Here is a 15,539-nt window from a genome sequence, read left to right as displayed (position 1 = left end):
TACTCATATTAAGCCTCCCCAACCGTTAGGATAGTACCATCCATACTATATTCTGGGACAGGTAGGTTAAGCGGTGCTGGAACGCCACTATAGACGCGACCTGCTAAATCATACTTTGACCCGTGGCATGGGCAGAAAAACCCACCGTACCAGTCGTTACCACCCAAATCGGCAGCACCGACTTCAGGACGGTAGTTTGGCGCACAGCCCAAATGCGTACACACGCCTTCTACCACCAACACAGAGGGGTCGCGAGAGCGAGTGGCGTTTTTGCAGTACTCAGGTTGCACGGATGCTGCAGACTCAGGGTCTGATAGTAGTGGGGTTACAGACTCTAATCCTGCAACCATATCGTCGGTACGCTTAACCACATAGATGGGTTTGCCGCGATATTTTACGACAATCATTTGTCCTGCTTCGATACTACTGATGTCTTGGGTAACCGCTGCGCCCGCAGCTTCTGCCTTGGCACTTGGGTACCAAGAACGAACAAAAGGTGTAGCCACCGCAGCTACCCCAGCTGCACCAATTGCGGCAGTCGAGGCAATCAGAACTCTACGGCGTTGTACATTAACGCCTTCGGCATGGCTCATTAATACTTCCTCCAGGTGAATGAAATGGGATTATCCCACACTGGGTTTGTGGCTTAGAACGGTTACAATACCAATAGGTAAGCCACTTTAGCTGTGCCTAATTTTGCTAATTGTTGCTATTCTAAGCTATTTTGGTCATAAAATAAATTATTGTGTTAAAAATAAGGCCGTCTGGACAGTGGTGCTGCAGGGGGCAACAGTGCTCTGTTATAGGCCTTAGCGCTTACTAAAAAGCGACATTAGAGCGTGCTCGAATGAGCGTACTGTATTATAACCTTAAAAATAATAAGGGTATTGAGCAATAAAGCATGATACTTGAAATTTAGACAATGTTCACTAACTTTCAGCATTGTTGCTCACTTTGCGTGCGTATTGTACACGCATCATAAAGTAACATACAGACAAAAAAATGAGACATCCCAAAAAGATGCCTCATGCGCTTGCGCCGCTACTGCGCTTCATTGTTGTTTAGTTTTCTAAAGACTCCCAGCGCTCCAGCTTTTCAAGGAGCAGCTCGTCAATCTCAGCAATACGCTCACTGCCTTTGGTGGCCGCTTCCATGTCGTCATTAAACCATGAGCCATCCGCCAGTTTTGCGGTCAAATCGGCATGCTCAGCCTCCAGCTCGGCAATCTCTTTTGGCAGGCGCTCAAGCTCCCGCTGCTCGTTGTAGTTGAGCTTTTTGCTAGGTTTGGCAGGCTTTTTGGGCGCAGCCTTGTTGGCGCTTGGCTTTGGCGCAGCTTTGTCTGCATTGTTGGCATCGATACGCGCTTTTTGTACCAAGTATTCTTGGTAGCCGCCGACGTATTCATGTACCACGCCGCGCCCTTCGTCATCTTTTTCAAAGACCCACGTCGAGGTGACCACGTTGTCCATAAATGAACGGTCGTGACTGATGAGCAAAATCGTGCCATTAAAGCTGCTGACCGACTCTTCTAACAGCTCAAGGGTCGCCATATCCAAGTCGTTGGTCGGCTCATCGAGTACCAAGATGTTGGCAGGTTTGAGCAGCTGCTTGGCGAGCAGCACACGGTTACGCTCACCACCTGATAGGGCTTTGACAGGGGTGCGCGCACGCTCAGGGGCGAACAAGAAGTCTTGTAGATAGCTCATGATGTGCGTCTTTTTGCCCGCAACTTCGATGTAATCGGAGCCTTCAGAGACGTTTTGTGCCACGCTGGCTTCAAGGTCGAGCTGGTCACGCAACTGGTCAAAAAAGGCAATTTGCAAGTTGGTGCCCAAGGTGACGCTGCCTGATTGGGTCACCTCATCGTCAGACATGCCCAAAAGCGCCTTGATAAGTGTGGTTTTGCCCACGCCGTTGGGGCCGATGATGCCGATTTTGTCGCCACGAATTACTGTGGTATTAAAGCCGTGTACCAGTACGTTGCCCTCATATTCCAGATGCAGGTTTTTAACCTTACAGACCAGCTTGCCGCTTTTTTCGCCTTCACCCATGGTGATGTTGACATTGCCCACTTGCTCACGGCGGCGCTTGCGCTCTTCACGCAGGGCTTTTAATTCACGAACGCGACCTTCGTTACGGGTGCGGCGCGCTTTGATGCCTTGACGAATCCAAACTTCTTCTTGCGCCAGTTTTTTGTCAAAGTTGGCGTTGTTCTTTTCTTCAGCGAGCAGTTGTTGCTCTTTTAATTCTTGATAGCGGGCGTAGCCTGTCGCGCCTTGGGTCACGTCATAGCTTGAGAGCTGACCGCGGTCCAGCTCAACAATGCGCGTCGCCAGCTTATCCACGAACGCTCTATCGTGGGTTACGAACAGTAGAGTCAGACCCTGCCAATCCAATAAGAAGCGCTCTAGCCACTCAATACTGTCGACGTCCAAATGGTTGGTCGGCTCATCAAGGAGCAGGATATCAGGTTTGGTCACCAGCGCCCGCGCGAGCAGCACACGGCGCTTACGCCCGCCTGATAAGGCGGATAAGTCGTCATCAGGATTGAGACCCATGGTGGTGATTAAACGCGTGGCTTCGCGCTCCAAATCCCAGCCATGCACGGCATCGATGTCGTGCTGCAAGGTCGCCATACGCTCGCAAGCATCCATATCACCTGTCGCACACAAATCAGCCTGCTTGTGATATTCTTGCAACAAATTTGCCGTCTGTCGGCTGCCACCCATCACAATCTCTAAAATGTTGCCCGAAGTCTCAGGCACATCCTGCTCAAGCATGGCCACGCGGACACTTTTGTTGATGATGACATCGCCACTGTCAGGGTGCAGCGCGCCGTTGATGAGCTTGAACAGCGTGGATTTGCCTTCACCGTTACGACCGATGAGACAGACGCGCTCACCTTCATTGATGCTAAAATCAATACCGTCTAAGATGGGAGCGACGCCAAATGCGAGATGAATATTCTTAAGGTGTATCAGTGCCATAATGTGTCGTCAGCTTATAAAAAAGTAAATAAAAATATGCGGTCGGCTACAGGCGCACGGTCAATTGCCGTGGCGCTTGCCTATTTTGTTTGGCAGTATAGCACGCAGCGATTGCCATGCGACAAGACATCCATGACTTTCTTAAAGTTGTGCTTATCAGACCACTGACACCCATAAATCAGCACTACATCCTGTATATTCTCGCTTTGATAAATCCTTGATGCCTATAATGGGAAGCCCCCACCTATAACCTATATCCGAGAAAGCTATGACTATGACACCCAAAAATGGCCTAAATGAAAAAGTACCAGAGATTCGTTCAGGCGAGCCCATTTGTCCGATTAAGCTAAGCGAGCAAGTCGCCAGTATCAGCACGCTGCTAGACAGTAACAGCGTGACGCAGGCCGATATCGCCGCCCAAGTCATTGATTTGCAGATGACGGTTGCGCATCTTGAGCTGAGCTTAGAGCAGCTCGATAGCGTGGTTGCTAAGCAAGACAAGCATATTCAGACCATGCAGCGTCAATTACAGCTGATGTATAAGCACATTGAAAATCAGCAGCCTGATGATGGCATTGCGCCTTTTGACGTGCTGGCAGACAAGCCGCCACATTATTAGGACGGCAAACAAACGGGTCGGCAATAAAGAGTAGGGTGGGCGGTTTTTTCTTTAAAATAGGTCAGTTAGTTCTTATTAACAGTGTATTTACGTCACTTGATGAGAGGGCAGATGCCGTCTTACAAGTGGCGTTTATTTTTTTGTGCGTATCAAGATAAATTTGGGTAGCGTTATGTGACCAAACAGTCACAAATGAACAATATTATGTTCCTAGTGTTGTTTTGGGGTGCAAAAGACTTTAATATCCTATTAACAGGATGCTCATTTTTAGATAAAAAAGTTGCTTATAAGAACGGGTTTATCAGGATATGAGATAACAATAACAAGGATGTTTGGAGATATATCATGCGCCCTATCTTTCACCTAAAAACCCTCGCCATTGCCGTCGCCAGCCTATCTGCAGCCAGTCTTACACACGCAGCGGCACTCGACCGCTCAGGTCAAGACATCACTGCCTTTTTACAAGATGGTCTCTACGCTGAAGCGTCTTATACTTATATTGATGCCGACGTTACAGGCTATGACAGCGCCAATGGTGTTTCGGACAGTAACGAGTACGTAAGAGGCGATAAGATTGATGATATTGCCGAGTCTTATGACTTTTTCCGCTATGGCGTCAAAGCCGATATCGATGATACTTTTAGCGTTGGTGTACTGTACGATGAGCCGTTCGGTGCAGCAGCAGACTATGTCGGTGACAATAACTTTGTTGCGCAAGGGGATGTGGATGCCAGTATCAGCGGATTGACAGGCGGGCAAGTGACCAGTCTGGCGCAGGCAAACGCAAGTATTGACACTTTAAAATTTTTAGCTGGTCAAGCAGTACAGGCGGGAGACGCCACCACTGCTGCCGCACTTAAAGCACGCGCAGAGCGTTTGGGTCTTGCGGTTGCTAGCGCTCAAGCTGAAGCCAGTACTGCAGGCGAAGGCACACAAGTTGAAGTGCGTACCGAGAGCATCACGGGCATCCTCGGTATGAAGTTTGGTCAAAATAAAAACTTCCAAGTCTATGGTGGCCCTGTCGCGCAGCGTCTAAAAGCAGATGTAAAACTGCGTGGTAGCGCATACGGCGGCGCAACAGGCTATACCGCACACATCAGCCCTGACCAAGATTATGGCTGGCTGGCTGGTATGGCGTATAGCAAGCCTGAGATTGGTCTAAAAGCGGCATTAACCTATCGCTCAGAGATTGACCATGAGGCTGATATTGCTGAAATGTACCCATTGGTAGCCGCTTTGGGCGGTAACCCAGCTCAAAGTGGTACGATTGATATCACCACGCCTGAGTCGGTCAACCTAGACTTCCAGACAGGTATCAACCCAACGACATTGGCCACCGCTCGCGTGCGTTACGTGCCATGGGGCGACTTTGAAATCGTACCGCCACTGTATAACCAGGTCAGTAAACGCGTCACCGAAGACGATAAAGGACTGGCGTTGGTCGATTATGATAAAGACCAGTGGCTGGTTGAGCTGGGCTTAGCCAAACGCGTGACCCCAGCACTTGCCATATCGGGCAATATCGGTTGGGACAGTGGTGCGGGCAACCCAACCACCTCACTCGGTCCTGTCGAAGGCTACTATAGTGCAGGACTTGGTGCCAAATACAATCTGACCGAAAACTGGGCAGTCTCCGCAGGTGGTAAATATTTGTGGTTCGGTGATGCACAAGGTCAAATCCCAACAGACAAAATCGTGAGCGATTTTTCAGATAATGACGGCTATATCTTAGGGGTGAAAGTCTCTTATCAAGACAAATAATGCTTAGATGATAAAAAAGCGACCGATGATGGGTCGCTTTTTTTATGCCTGACAAATAGGGTTTGTCTTGTCTGTTAGATAGCGAGTCAATAAGGTGTGCTTAATCATGTGCAAGTTATACAATAACAGTGCAAATACAAACGCGCATCCTTGGTATTCAGATAACGGTATGCGTGATATACCCTTGCACCACTGAGTTTTATGCATTGCCGCTCACGTATCAAACCATGACCAGCCCTAGCCATAGAACACAAGCTGATTTTTATACACGCCTGCATGGTAAAACGAGAAACAATGAGACGAACGGCAGTGAATCAACCACGGTGACACGCATTATACAGCTGTGTCATATGCTCTGTATCTATTGTCTTTACCATTGCTAGTATCGATATGTATCATCAAACCATAGTTGCTACAGCTACGGTTTTGACGACTGACTATATATGACACCAAAAAAATCCCGCCAGTGTGGCGGGATTTTTAATAACGAAGTAGGGTATTTGCTTAGCTTATTTCTTTAGCAACGTTTCCATTTCGGTGAACTGCTGCTCAACTTCAGCGCGCGGGCCACCAGTCATGATACTTACAGCAAAGATGGCAATGGTACTTAGGATGAAGCCAGGAACGATAGCGAACAACCAGCTGTTTAGTGCAGTACCGTCAGCTAGCGTGAAGCCGCCATAGATCCAGATGATAACGGTCAACGCACCGACAACCATACCTGCAACTGCACCGTTACGGTTCATACGTCTCCAAGTCAAGCTGAAGATAACGAGTGGACCGAATGCTGCACCGAAACCTGCCCAAGCGTTCGATACTAGGTCAAGTACTGAGCTGTTTGGATCAGAAGCCAGTAGGATAGAAACAACGGCAACGACGATAACTGAGATACGACCAACCAATACCTGACGCGCTTCTGGTGCTTCTCTGTCGAAGAACAACTGATAGACGTCTTTTGTCAATGAACTTGATACCACCAGTAGCTGTGATGAAATGGTACTCATAATCGCAGCCAAGATAGCAGCAAGTAGGAAACCAGATACCAGCGGATGGAACAAGAACTGAGTAAATACAAGGAAGATGGTCTCAGGGTCATCTAGTGTCATGGCAGTTTTTTGTACATACGCACGACCAGCAAAACCAGTCATCAACGCACCGATAAGGCTGATAATCATCCAGCTCATACCGATGTTACGTGCTGTTGGTACGTCTTTTGGTGAACGAATCGCCATGAAACGTACGATAATGTGCGGCTGACCAAAGTAGCCCAAGCCCCACGCCATCAACGAGATGATGCCGATAACACTCATGCCTTGTGTGATGTTCAACAAGGTTGGGTCGATGTTGCTGACCGCAGTGGTGGTCGCAGAGATACCGCCCAAGTCAGTGAAGGCAACGATAGGTACGATAACCATCGCAAACAACATGATGACGCCCTGTACAAAGTCGGTCATCGATACCGCTAAGAAACCACCGAACAAGGTATAGCAAACAACCACACCCGCAGTGACCCACAGGCCTGTTGAGTATGACATGTTGAGTGAGCTTTCGAACAATTTACCGCCGCCGACCAAGCTCGCTGCGGTGTATACGGTAAAGAATAAAATAATAACAATCGCTGAGATAACGCGCAGCATGTGCGACTTATCTTCAAAGCGGTTGGCAAAATAATCGGGTAGGGTGATTGAGTTGTTTGCAACTTCAGTGTAAACACGAAGACGCGGTGCAACAATAAGATAGTTCAAAAACGCACCAGCGGTCAGACCAATGGCAATCCACACACTGACCACACCATCACTGTACATATAGCCAGGTAGACCAAGCAATAGCCAGCCTGACATATCAGATGCCCCTGCAGACAGTGCAGTAACGGCTGGACCTAGGTTACGTCCACCGAGCATGTACCCTTCTGAATCATTAGCTTGTTGGAAATAGGCATAAACGCCAATACCAATCATCACTAGAAAATAGGCGGCTAGCGATATAAGCACACCACTTGAAATTCCATTCATAAAACCTGTCCTTAACCAAATTACTGGTTATTATAAAAGTATCAATACGACCACCCACAGATAAAAAAAGGTGATACATTGAGAAGGAAATCAAGGCGCTTACCCTAGCCACGCTACAGGTAAGCTGTTGTGTTTAGTTTTAGATGATTAATACTAGATAGAGACCACCGCAACGCGGGACACCACAAATAAAATCAATCATGTAAAACTGTTAAGCGTGCTTTTGCACTTGTGTAAGTAACAAAGCACCAATCAAACACAATTAACCATTGACTCTAATAACATCAACAAACGTAATACTGTCAACGCACAATATATATGACAACAACACAATCTGGCAAGAACAAGTTTATCAAACCAATCCAAAACAAGAAAAAATTGTAGTCACAGTCATATAACCAATCTATCTTACTATATTAATGCGCTATATGTTGATTAGTGTGTTTATAGTAACTGTATGTTATAAATACAAATTAGACGGCATTATAACGTATAGGTGAACCGATTGCGAACAAAGCAACCATACAGTTACCAAGTGTCTCATTTCGTCACATAATCAATCGGAGCAAGCATTTTCAATAAAGCTTCAACACTGCTAGAGGGGGTCAGTTTTGGATTGATGACCACCCCCAAATACCGCTGCAGCTCAATGTTATCCGCCATATCAATACGCTCCAAATCTTGACTGATAAGCGTCTGTGGCAATACCGACCACCCAAGACCGATAGACACCAGCATGCGTATGGATTCTAGCGGGTTGGTGCTCATGGTGGCGTAGGGTTTTAGATTGTGCTTGGCAAATTCTGACAAGGTGATTTGACTGGTAAAGGTGTTGGCAGAGGGCAGAATCGCTGGATAATGCGCAAGCTGCTCTAAGGTGACATTGGTTTTTTTGGCAAGTGGTGACAATGCGCCGGTCATAAAGTACAAAGGGTCAGACCATAACGTGTGGTAGGTCAAGCGCTTGTCATAAATAGGCGGTAGCGTTAAGAACGCCAAAGACAAATCGCCATCGATGACCGCCTTGTGCGCCTCTTCAGAGTCTACAAAGTGCACCTCAAGCTGTACGGCAGGGTGCTGCTGAATAAAGTGCTTGAGCACGGGGGCGAGATGGTGCAGACCGATATGATGACTGGTGCCGATGACCAGCTTGCCTGAGACGGTTTGCTGATTGTTTTGCAGATTAATCTTAAAGTTCTTGTAATCTTCAAGCCAGCGCTTGGCATGCGGCAGCATTTCATTGGCGGCTTGGGTGGGTACGATACCGCGCCCGACCGTATCAAATAAGGTGATGTTAAACTCATCTTCTAGATTTTTAATGCGTTTACTGACAGCAGGCTGGGTGATGAACAGCTTTTCGGCAGCACCTGAGATGCTGCCGGTTTGCATGACGGTCACAAAGGTTGTCAAATTGGTTGTATTCACACCGATATCCTTAGCATAGCTTGGCAGTTGTTATCAAAGCATCCAATCACAACCCATCATTAATTAAAGAAAAACCGTCTTCTTTATTAGGAATGAGAAAAAAAAGTTTGTGAACAGATAAAAATCATCAATTATTATTATAGAATTAGCCTGTTATAATCACAAGACATGAACGCACTTTTTCAGCGCATACGGGGGTGGATTGACTATCACGGCGATACACACCATCACCCAAGAAGCGCTAAGCAGTGATACGCTGATACACAATACGTTAAGAAGAAAAACGGTATCGCCATTCATCGCCAACATGTGACGCCAGCGCCGATAGCGCATGAGGGGCAGCACATTACTAGCAACCAAAAAGGACAACACTATGGCCGGTCAAACTTTATATGACAAACTTTGGAACGCGCATGAAGTCACCAAACGTGACGACGGTTCAAGCTTAATCTACATTGACCGTCATTTACTGCACGAGGTGACAAGCCCGCAGGCCTTTGAAGGTCTAGAGCTTGCCAATCGCGCGCCGTGGCGTCTGTCAGCAAACATCGCCAGCCCCGACCACAACGTACCGACGGTGACCACAGAGCGCTCGCAAGGCGTGTCAGGCATCAAGGATGAAGTATCGCGCTTGCAGGTCGTCACCTTAGATGACAACTGCGCCAAATTTAACATCGCAGAATTTACGATTAATGATGCGCGTCAAGGTATCTTGCACGTCGTCGGTCCTGAGCAAGGCTTGGTATTGCCAGGCATGACTGTGGTCTGTGGTGACTCGCATACCGCAACGCACGGCGCATTGGGCTGCTTGGCGCACGGTATCGGTACGTCTGAGGTGGAGCACGTGTTAGCGACGCAGTGCCTCATTCAAAAGAAAATGAAAAACATGCAAATCCGTGTAAACGGTAAGCTCGGCGCTGGCGTGACCGCAAAAGATGTGGTACTTGCCATCATCGCGCGTATTGGTACAGCAGGCGGTACAGGCTACGCCATTGAGTTTGCAGGGCAAGTGTTTGAAGAGATGAGCATGGAAGGTCGTATGACCGTCTGTAACATGGCGATTGAAGCGGGTGCTCGCGTCGGTATGGTCGCTGTCGATGACATCACTATTGACTATGTTAAAGGTCGCAGATACGCACCGACGCCTGAGCAGTGGGACGCTGCTGAAGCTTATTGGAGTACGCTGTATTCAGACGCTGATGCGGTGTTCGATACCGTCATTGAGCTCGATGGAAATGAGATTGCGCCGCAAGTGTCTTGGGGCACCTCACCTGAGATGGTCGTTGACATCACTGAGAGTGTACCGACGCCAGACCAAGCGGCAGACGACACACAAAAAGAAGGCTGGATGCGTGCCTACACTTATATGGGTCTAGAAGCGGGTCAAAAAATCACCGACATTCAGTTGGACAGAATCTTTATCGGCTCATGCACCAACTCACGTATTGAAGACTTACGCGATGCTGCAGCAGTCATCAAAGGGCGCAAAGTGGCCGAGAGCGTTAAAGAAGCCATCGTCGTGGCAGGGTCAGGACAGGTGAAGCTACAGGCGGAAAAAGAAGGACTGGATCAAGTCTTTACTGAAGCGGGCTTTGAGTGGCGTGAGCCTGGCTGCTCAATGTGCCTTGCGATGAACGCTGACAAGCTGTTGCCACAAGAGCACTGCGCCTCGACTTCGAATCGCAACTTTGAGGGACGTCAAGGTAATGGCGGACGCACGCACTTGGTCAGCCCAGCCATGGCCGCTGCTGCTGCCATTGCAGGTCACTTTGTGGATGTGCGCACGTTTTAATCGAGCATCTAAAGCGTGATGCGTTCACGCTTTAGGTCGATAGGATTTTGTTTGTCTTTACTCATTAACACTAGGATATCTTATGCAGGCTTATAACATTCAAACGGGTATCGTGTGCCCCCTTGATCGCTCAAATGTCGATACCGACCAAATCATTCCCAAGCAGTTCTTAAAATCTATCAAACGCACAGGCTTTGGTGTCAATCTGTTTGACGAGTGGCGCTACTTGGACGAAGGCTTTCCAGGTCAAGATGCCAGCAAACGCCCCATCAACCCTGATTTTGTGCTGAACCAGCCACGTTATCAAGACGCGACCATTTTATTGACGCGCAAGAACTTTGGCTGCGGCTCAAGCCGTGAGCACGCGCCATGGGCTTTATCAGAGTATGGCTTTCGCACGGTCATCGCGCCAAGCTTTGCCGATATCTTTTATAACAACTGCTTTAAAAACGGCATGCTGCCCATCGTGCTTGATGAAGCCATCGTCGATACATTGATGAAAGCGGTCGTGGCTGAAGAAGGCTATACCTTAACGGCAGATTTAGAAGCGCAAGTGGTCATTACCCCAACGGGCGAGCGCTATCCTTTTGAGATTGATGCCTTTCGCAAGCATTGCTTGTTAAACGGTCTGGATGATATTGGTTTGACCTTGCAGCAAAGCGATGCCATCAAGGCTTACGAAGAGACCATGCAACAAAAGACGCCATGGATTTTTAATCCTGTGCATGCGTAATCTGGCATGGTGACGCGGTTTATACCCAAATATTGACCTTCTGGTCTATTTGGGTAGGGCGCAAGCGTTGAGTTATGGTGATGAAGTGGCTAAAATAAATGGCGTTTTGGCAGTTATGACGGCAGGTGGCGCGTATATGAGCGCTTGACCGCCCAGCGTGGTCAGCGCCTGCCATTGCCCGATTTTTTGTCACGTTTTCGCCTTCTTTTCACTTTATAGTAGTCATCATCATGATAAATATACCGCGTGGTTTTGTTGTTGCTGGTGTCGTTATGGGTACCAGTATTGGATTGTCAGGATGTCAGTTACTCAGTGGCTACCAAACCATTGAGCAAAAACCGACAAAAACATGGGCGGTTGACGTCCCTTCGACCGCAGGTGAGGTGAGCCTGACCTGTGCAGGTACTTACCACTGTGAGTTTACGCAGATTGACAAAACACTGGTGGTCAGCACCGACACGCATGTGCCTATGGCAACGATTGAAGCGCCGCGTAGTGATGCTGGCAGCAATATGAGCACATTAAGTAGTCCATACGCGGTCAAGGCGACGCTGGCAAGCGCTTCAGGATTGCCGCCGCTAAATAACTACTACGTACGCATGCTGCCCAAAAAACGTGAAGTGCATGTCAATTTTTATCCAGAGCCCAATTTAAACTACACTGAGCGCTTTGCGATGATTCATGAGTTTACGCAGCCTGGCGTGTATCAATTAAAGGCCTATCGTCAAGCGACAAAAGCCTCAAGTGGCAGTCTGCTTGACAGCGCGTCACCTGAGCCATTGTGTATTGACCTTGTGCATCAAAACCAAGTACTGCGCCACTTTTGCCAAGACATGCATCCTGAGCATCAAGGCGAATTTATCGAAACCCGCGTACATGCCCTCGACCAGCTTCACGAACACACCCATTCATAATAACCGTGCATGATTGATGCACACCGCTGATTGACAACAACAAGGATTTTTATGGCAACCGTATTGACATTAGCAGGCGATGGTATTGGCCCTGAGATTATGGCGCAGGCCATCAATGTGCTAAAACGGGTTAATGAGACGTTTGATTTGGGACTGACCTTAGAAGAGGGTTTGATTGGCGGTGTGGCCATTGACGCCACAGGTGAGCCATTGCCCGAAGAGACACTCACGCGCGCCCGTGCAGCAGACGCGGTACTGTTAGGCGCAGTCGGTGGACCTAAGTGGGATGCCATTGAGCGCAGCAAGCGCCCTGAGCGTGGACTGCTAAAAATCCGTAGTGCATTAGGCTTGTTTGCCAACTTGCGCGTGGCAAAGCTCTACCCGCAGCTCGCCAATGCGTCAAGCATCAAGCCTGAGATTATCAAAGGCTTGGATTTACTTATCGTACGTGAGCTGACAGGCGGTATCTACTTTGGCGAGCCACGCGGTATCCGCACGCTAGAAAATGGCGAGCAGCAAGGCTATAACACAATGGTCTATAGCACCAGTGAGATTGAGCGTATTGGCAAGGTTGCCTTTGAGCTGGCGCAAACCCGTACTGCCGCCTCAGGCAATCCAGCGCGCGTTTGCTCAGTGGACAAAGCCAACGTATTAGAAGTGACCGAGCTGTGGAAACAGACCATCACAAAAATGCAGCAAGCGGATTATAGCGATGTGGCGCTGTCGCACATGTACGCGGACAATGCCTGCATGCAGCTGATTCGTGATCCCAAGCAGTTTGACGTGATGGTCACAGGCAACATGTTCGGCGATATCTTGTCTGACGAAGCCGCCATGCTCACAGGCTCTATCGGCATGCTGCCATCAGCCAGCCTTGATGAGGCAGGCAAGGGCATGTATGAGCCATGCCACGGCTCAGCGCCTGATATCGCTGGTCAAGACAAGGCCAACCCCCTAGCGACCATCTTGTCAGTAGCCATGATGCTGCGCTATACCTTTAAGCAAGAAGCCGCGGCGCAAGCCATTGAGCAAGCGGTCAGTGATGTGCTGGACGATGGTCTGCGTACGCCTGATATCTTGGATAAAACCGAAGCGGGCTTGACCCAAGTCGGCTGTCAGCAAATGGGTGAGGCGGTACTGGCAAAACTATAAGCCGCAAAAATACGCACCACATTTATCACATAAAAAACCCATCTGTCCGTACTGGCAGGTGGGTTTTTTATTTGCAGCGCAGTTTTGTAAAAAAATCTGCTCTTGGCTACCAATCATTAACAAACTAACGGCAACTGCCTATGCTTGGTAACACAAAGCCGTCAGCGCCCATGGCATCAGTGTGGCATGATGAGCACATAACGACAAAGCAAACGCAGTGCTGACGTTTGTGCCTTCATTAGCGGTAAAACTATAACAGTCAGGGATAAGCTAGGCGCTGCACCATTGAACATTTGAGGAAGCATTATGTATAAATTGAATAAATTAAGCCAAATTATGATGGCGATGGGTACCAGCGCAGTATTACTAACAGGCTGCGGCGGCAGCAACGACGATGCCAATGCGCAGCAAACGACAGACAATACAACCGAGCAAAGCACTACGGCTGAAACATCTGCCAATCAGAACGATATGAACGCAAACAGCGAGATGGCAACAGATGACGCCGCGATGAACGCTAACGCTGGCATGGACGACAGTGCAAATGACATGCCAAGCGATATTGATAAGAGTCTGATTGAAAGTGGCGACGACATCAGCCCAGTGACTCGCGGTATCAGCCAAAAGCTCGATGGCAACAGTAAGACCGAAACGGCATTGAGCAAGCTGCTACCAGAGATTGAGTACAATACGGACAATCTCTCAGAGCGTGCCACCAAAGCCAACGAAGCAACATGGACTGAGGGCGCTAAGATTGACCAAAACTTGGGCACCAAGATTCAAGCCTTATTAAACTGGAATCATCATGGCGTCGGCGCGGTCGACGGTCGCTGGGGCAAAAATACCATCAAAGCGATGAAAGCGTTCCAAGAAGCGAACAATTTGCCTGTGACTGACAGCATGAATACGGATACGTGGCAGGCATTAACCCAAGACAGCGCATTGATGCAGCAGCCAGTACTGGTCGATTATCAATTGACCGATGATGATATCAATGTCAAAACCACCAAAATACCAAGTGGTGCAGAAGAAAAAGCCAAGCTAGAAGCCATGTATTATGAGAGCGTCATCGAAGCGCTCGGTGAAAAGTTCCATATCGATACCGACTACCTAAAAGCACTGAATCCTGATAGCAACTTTGCTGCAGGTGACAGCATTGTCGTTTATAACCCTGGCAACCCCAATACTACCCCTGTCAGCCGTGTGGTTGCGGACAAAGCTGCGCAGACGCTCTATGCTTATGACAGCAATGACAAGATGGTTGCCAGCTATCCGACCACGGTCGGCAGTACCTCGACACCGTCGCCGACAGGCACGCATGACGTCAAGGTAAAAATTCACAAACCCAACTATACGTATACCAGTGATGAGGGCAAAAAATCCATTCTACCTCCAGGTCCGAACAACCCTGTCGGTATCGTCTGGATTGGTCTGAGCAAGCCTTCATACGGCATCCATGGCTCGCCTGACCCTGAGCGTATCAGTCGTCAAGCCTCAGCAGGCTGTGTGCGTTTGACCAACTGGGATGCACTCGCGCTACTGGGTACGATCGAAGATGGCGCTACGGTTGAGTTTCGTTAAGCTCGACGCATCGTTAAAAGATGCTTATTCGCGCTTTATTTAGAAGAAGAACAAAAAAGTGAAGACAAAAAAATACCGCTTGTGATAAGCGGTATTTTTGTTTGAGCTGATTGGCAATCTTATCAAAAACGCCCATCATGAATCACTGCGTTTTTGGCAATACATGTCAAAATGGATTGTCAGTATTGTTATGCGTATTGATAAAAACAACGACCAACCCACTTATCGCAATAAAAATTAGTTTTTACCGCGGTAAGTGATACGACCTTTCGATAAATCGTAAGGGGTCATTTCAACTTTAACCTTATCGCCTGTCAGAATGCGGATATAGTGCTTACGCATCTTGCCTGAAATGTGAGCGATGATTTCGTGACCGTTTTCTAGACGGACTTTAAACAGCGTGTTCGGTAAAGTATCGATAACTTCACCTTCGAATTCAATAATATCGTCTTTTTTTGCCATAACCTGTTTCAATCAATAGAAAAATAAGCCGACATTATACGCAAGTTTTGCCATTCATGCAACAAAAACCTGATTTTTACTTGACAGCGTGTAATGGTTAT

12 protein-coding genes are annotated in these 15,539 nt (G+C 48.2%); 7 read left to right on the top strand and 5 right to left on the bottom strand.

The window, feature by feature from the left end; all coding sequences use genetic code 11:
* Positions 1-8 precede the first annotated feature (8 nt).
* Both petA and JMW05_RS02380 read right to left on the bottom strand, forming a co-directional pair.
* A complete protein-coding gene (petA, locus tag JMW05_RS02385; RefSeq protein WP_201503814.1) occupies positions 9-593 on the bottom strand; it encodes a ubiquinol-cytochrome c reductase iron-sulfur subunit in 585 nt (194 codons plus the stop codon).
* A gap of 468 nt (positions 594-1,061) precedes the next feature.
* Positions 1,062-2,987, bottom strand: a complete 1,926-nt coding sequence (locus JMW05_RS02380) for an ATP-binding cassette domain-containing protein (RefSeq protein ID WP_201503813.1) — start codon at positions 2,985-2,987, stop codon at positions 1,062-1,064.
* A 268-nt stretch (positions 2,988-3,255) separates the two neighbouring features.
* On the opposite strand from JMW05_RS02380, the gene JMW05_RS02375 reads away from it, so the two are divergent.
* Together JMW05_RS02375 and JMW05_RS02370 are read left to right on the top strand one after the other, a co-directional pair.
* Positions 3,256-3,606: a SlyX family protein gene (locus tag JMW05_RS02375; protein ID WP_227691411.1), complete on the top strand. Its 351-nt coding sequence runs from the start codon at positions 3,256-3,258 to the stop codon at positions 3,604-3,606.
* 345 nt (positions 3,607-3,951) lie between these two features.
* Complete coding sequence (locus JMW05_RS02370) at positions 3,952-5,367, top strand: outer membrane protein transport protein (RefSeq protein ID WP_201503812.1); 1,416 nt, start codon at positions 3,952-3,954, stop codon at positions 5,365-5,367.
* A 509-nt stretch (positions 5,368-5,876) separates the two neighbouring features.
* On the opposite strand, the gene putP is transcribed toward JMW05_RS02370, so the two are convergent.
* Together putP and JMW05_RS02360 are read right to left on the bottom strand one after the other, a co-directional pair.
* Positions 5,877-7,379 carry a sodium/proline symporter PutP gene (gene putP, locus JMW05_RS02365; protein WP_201503811.1) on the bottom strand — a complete coding sequence of 501 codons (1,503 nt, stop codon included), beginning with the start codon at positions 7,377-7,379 and terminating at the stop codon, positions 5,877-5,879.
* A 540-nt stretch (positions 7,380-7,919) separates the two neighbouring features.
* Positions 7,920-8,804: a LysR family transcriptional regulator gene (locus JMW05_RS02360; RefSeq protein ID WP_201503810.1), complete on the bottom strand. Its 885-nt coding sequence runs from the start codon at positions 8,802-8,804 to the stop codon at positions 7,920-7,922.
* A gap of 373 nt (positions 8,805-9,177) precedes the next feature.
* Here JMW05_RS02360 and leuC point away from each other — a divergent pair, with 373 nt between their 5' ends.
* The 5 genes from leuC to JMW05_RS02335 all read left to right on the top strand — a co-directional run bounded on the left by leuC (position 9,178) and on the right by JMW05_RS02335 (position 14,976).
* On the top strand, positions 9,178-10,596 hold the full coding sequence (gene leuC / locus JMW05_RS02355) for a 3-isopropylmalate dehydratase large subunit (RefSeq protein WP_201503809.1): 1,419 nt from the start codon (positions 9,178-9,180) through the stop codon (positions 10,594-10,596).
* An 82-nt stretch (positions 10,597-10,678) separates the two neighbouring features.
* The gene (gene leuD / locus JMW05_RS02350; protein WP_201503808.1) at positions 10,679-11,329 is read left to right on the top strand and encodes a 3-isopropylmalate dehydratase small subunit; all 651 of its coding nucleotides are present in this window, start codon (positions 10,679-10,681) and stop codon (positions 11,327-11,329) included.
* A 272-nt stretch (positions 11,330-11,601) separates the two neighbouring features.
* Complete coding sequence (locus JMW05_RS02345) at positions 11,602-12,243, top strand: hypothetical protein (RefSeq protein WP_227691410.1); 642 nt, start codon at positions 11,602-11,604, stop codon at positions 12,241-12,243.
* 51 nt (positions 12,244-12,294) lie between these two features.
* On the top strand, positions 12,295-13,395 hold the full coding sequence (leuB, locus tag JMW05_RS02340) for a 3-isopropylmalate dehydrogenase (RefSeq protein WP_201503806.1): 1,101 nt from the start codon (positions 12,295-12,297) through the stop codon (positions 13,393-13,395).
* Between the two features lie 306 nt (positions 13,396-13,701).
* Entirely contained in the window at positions 13,702-14,976 is a 1,275-nt protein-coding gene (locus tag JMW05_RS02335) for a L,D-transpeptidase family protein (protein ID WP_201503805.1), read from the top strand.
* Between the two features lie 237 nt (positions 14,977-15,213).
* Here JMW05_RS02335 and infA read toward each other — a convergent pair whose 3' ends face one another.
* Positions 15,214-15,438 (bottom strand): translation initiation factor IF-1, encoded by a 225-nt coding sequence (gene infA, locus JMW05_RS02330; protein WP_169391838.1) that lies wholly within the window; start codon positions 15,436-15,438, stop codon positions 15,214-15,216.
* Between the last annotated feature and the right edge of the window lie 101 nt (positions 15,439-15,539).

It is taken from the genome of Psychrobacter aestuarii, from assembly GCF_904846035.1.
Lineage (GTDB): Bacteria > Pseudomonadota > Gammaproteobacteria > Pseudomonadales > Moraxellaceae > Psychrobacter > Psychrobacter aestuarii.
This window is presented reverse-complemented; position numbering and strand designations above follow the sequence as displayed.

Excerpts from the sequence above, each read along its gene's own strand:
- petA (WP_201503814.1), bottom strand. The coding sequence starts at position 593 with ATGAGCCATGCCGAAGGCGTTAATGTACAACGCCGTAGAGTTCTGATT.
- JMW05_RS02380 (WP_201503813.1), bottom strand. The coding sequence starts at position 2,987 with ATGGCACTGATACACCTTAAGAATATTCATCTCGCATTTGGCGTCGCT.
- JMW05_RS02375 (WP_227691411.1), top strand. The coding sequence starts at position 3,256 with ATGACTATGACACCCAAAAATGGCCTAAATGAAAAAGTACCAGAGATT.
- JMW05_RS02370 (WP_201503812.1), top strand. The coding sequence starts at position 3,952 with ATGCGCCCTATCTTTCACCTAAAAACCCTCGCCATTGCCGTCGCCAGC.
- putP (WP_201503811.1), bottom strand. The coding sequence starts at position 7,379 with ATGAATGGAATTTCAAGTGGTGTGCTTATATCGCTAGCCGCCTATTTT.
- leuC (WP_201503809.1), top strand. The coding sequence starts at position 9,178 with ATGGCCGGTCAAACTTTATATGACAAACTTTGGAACGCGCATGAAGTC.
- leuD (WP_201503808.1), top strand. The coding sequence starts at position 10,679 with ATGCAGGCTTATAACATTCAAACGGGTATCGTGTGCCCCCTTGATCGC.
- JMW05_RS02345 (WP_227691410.1), top strand. The coding sequence starts at position 11,602 with ATGGGTACCAGTATTGGATTGTCAGGATGTCAGTTACTCAGTGGCTAC.
- leuB (WP_201503806.1), top strand. The coding sequence starts at position 12,295 with ATGGCAACCGTATTGACATTAGCAGGCGATGGTATTGGCCCTGAGATT.
- JMW05_RS02335 (WP_201503805.1), top strand. The coding sequence starts at position 13,702 with ATGTATAAATTGAATAAATTAAGCCAAATTATGATGGCGATGGGTACC.
- infA (WP_169391838.1), bottom strand. The coding sequence starts at position 15,438 with ATGGCAAAAAAAGACGATATTATTGAATTCGAAGGTGAAGTTATCGAT.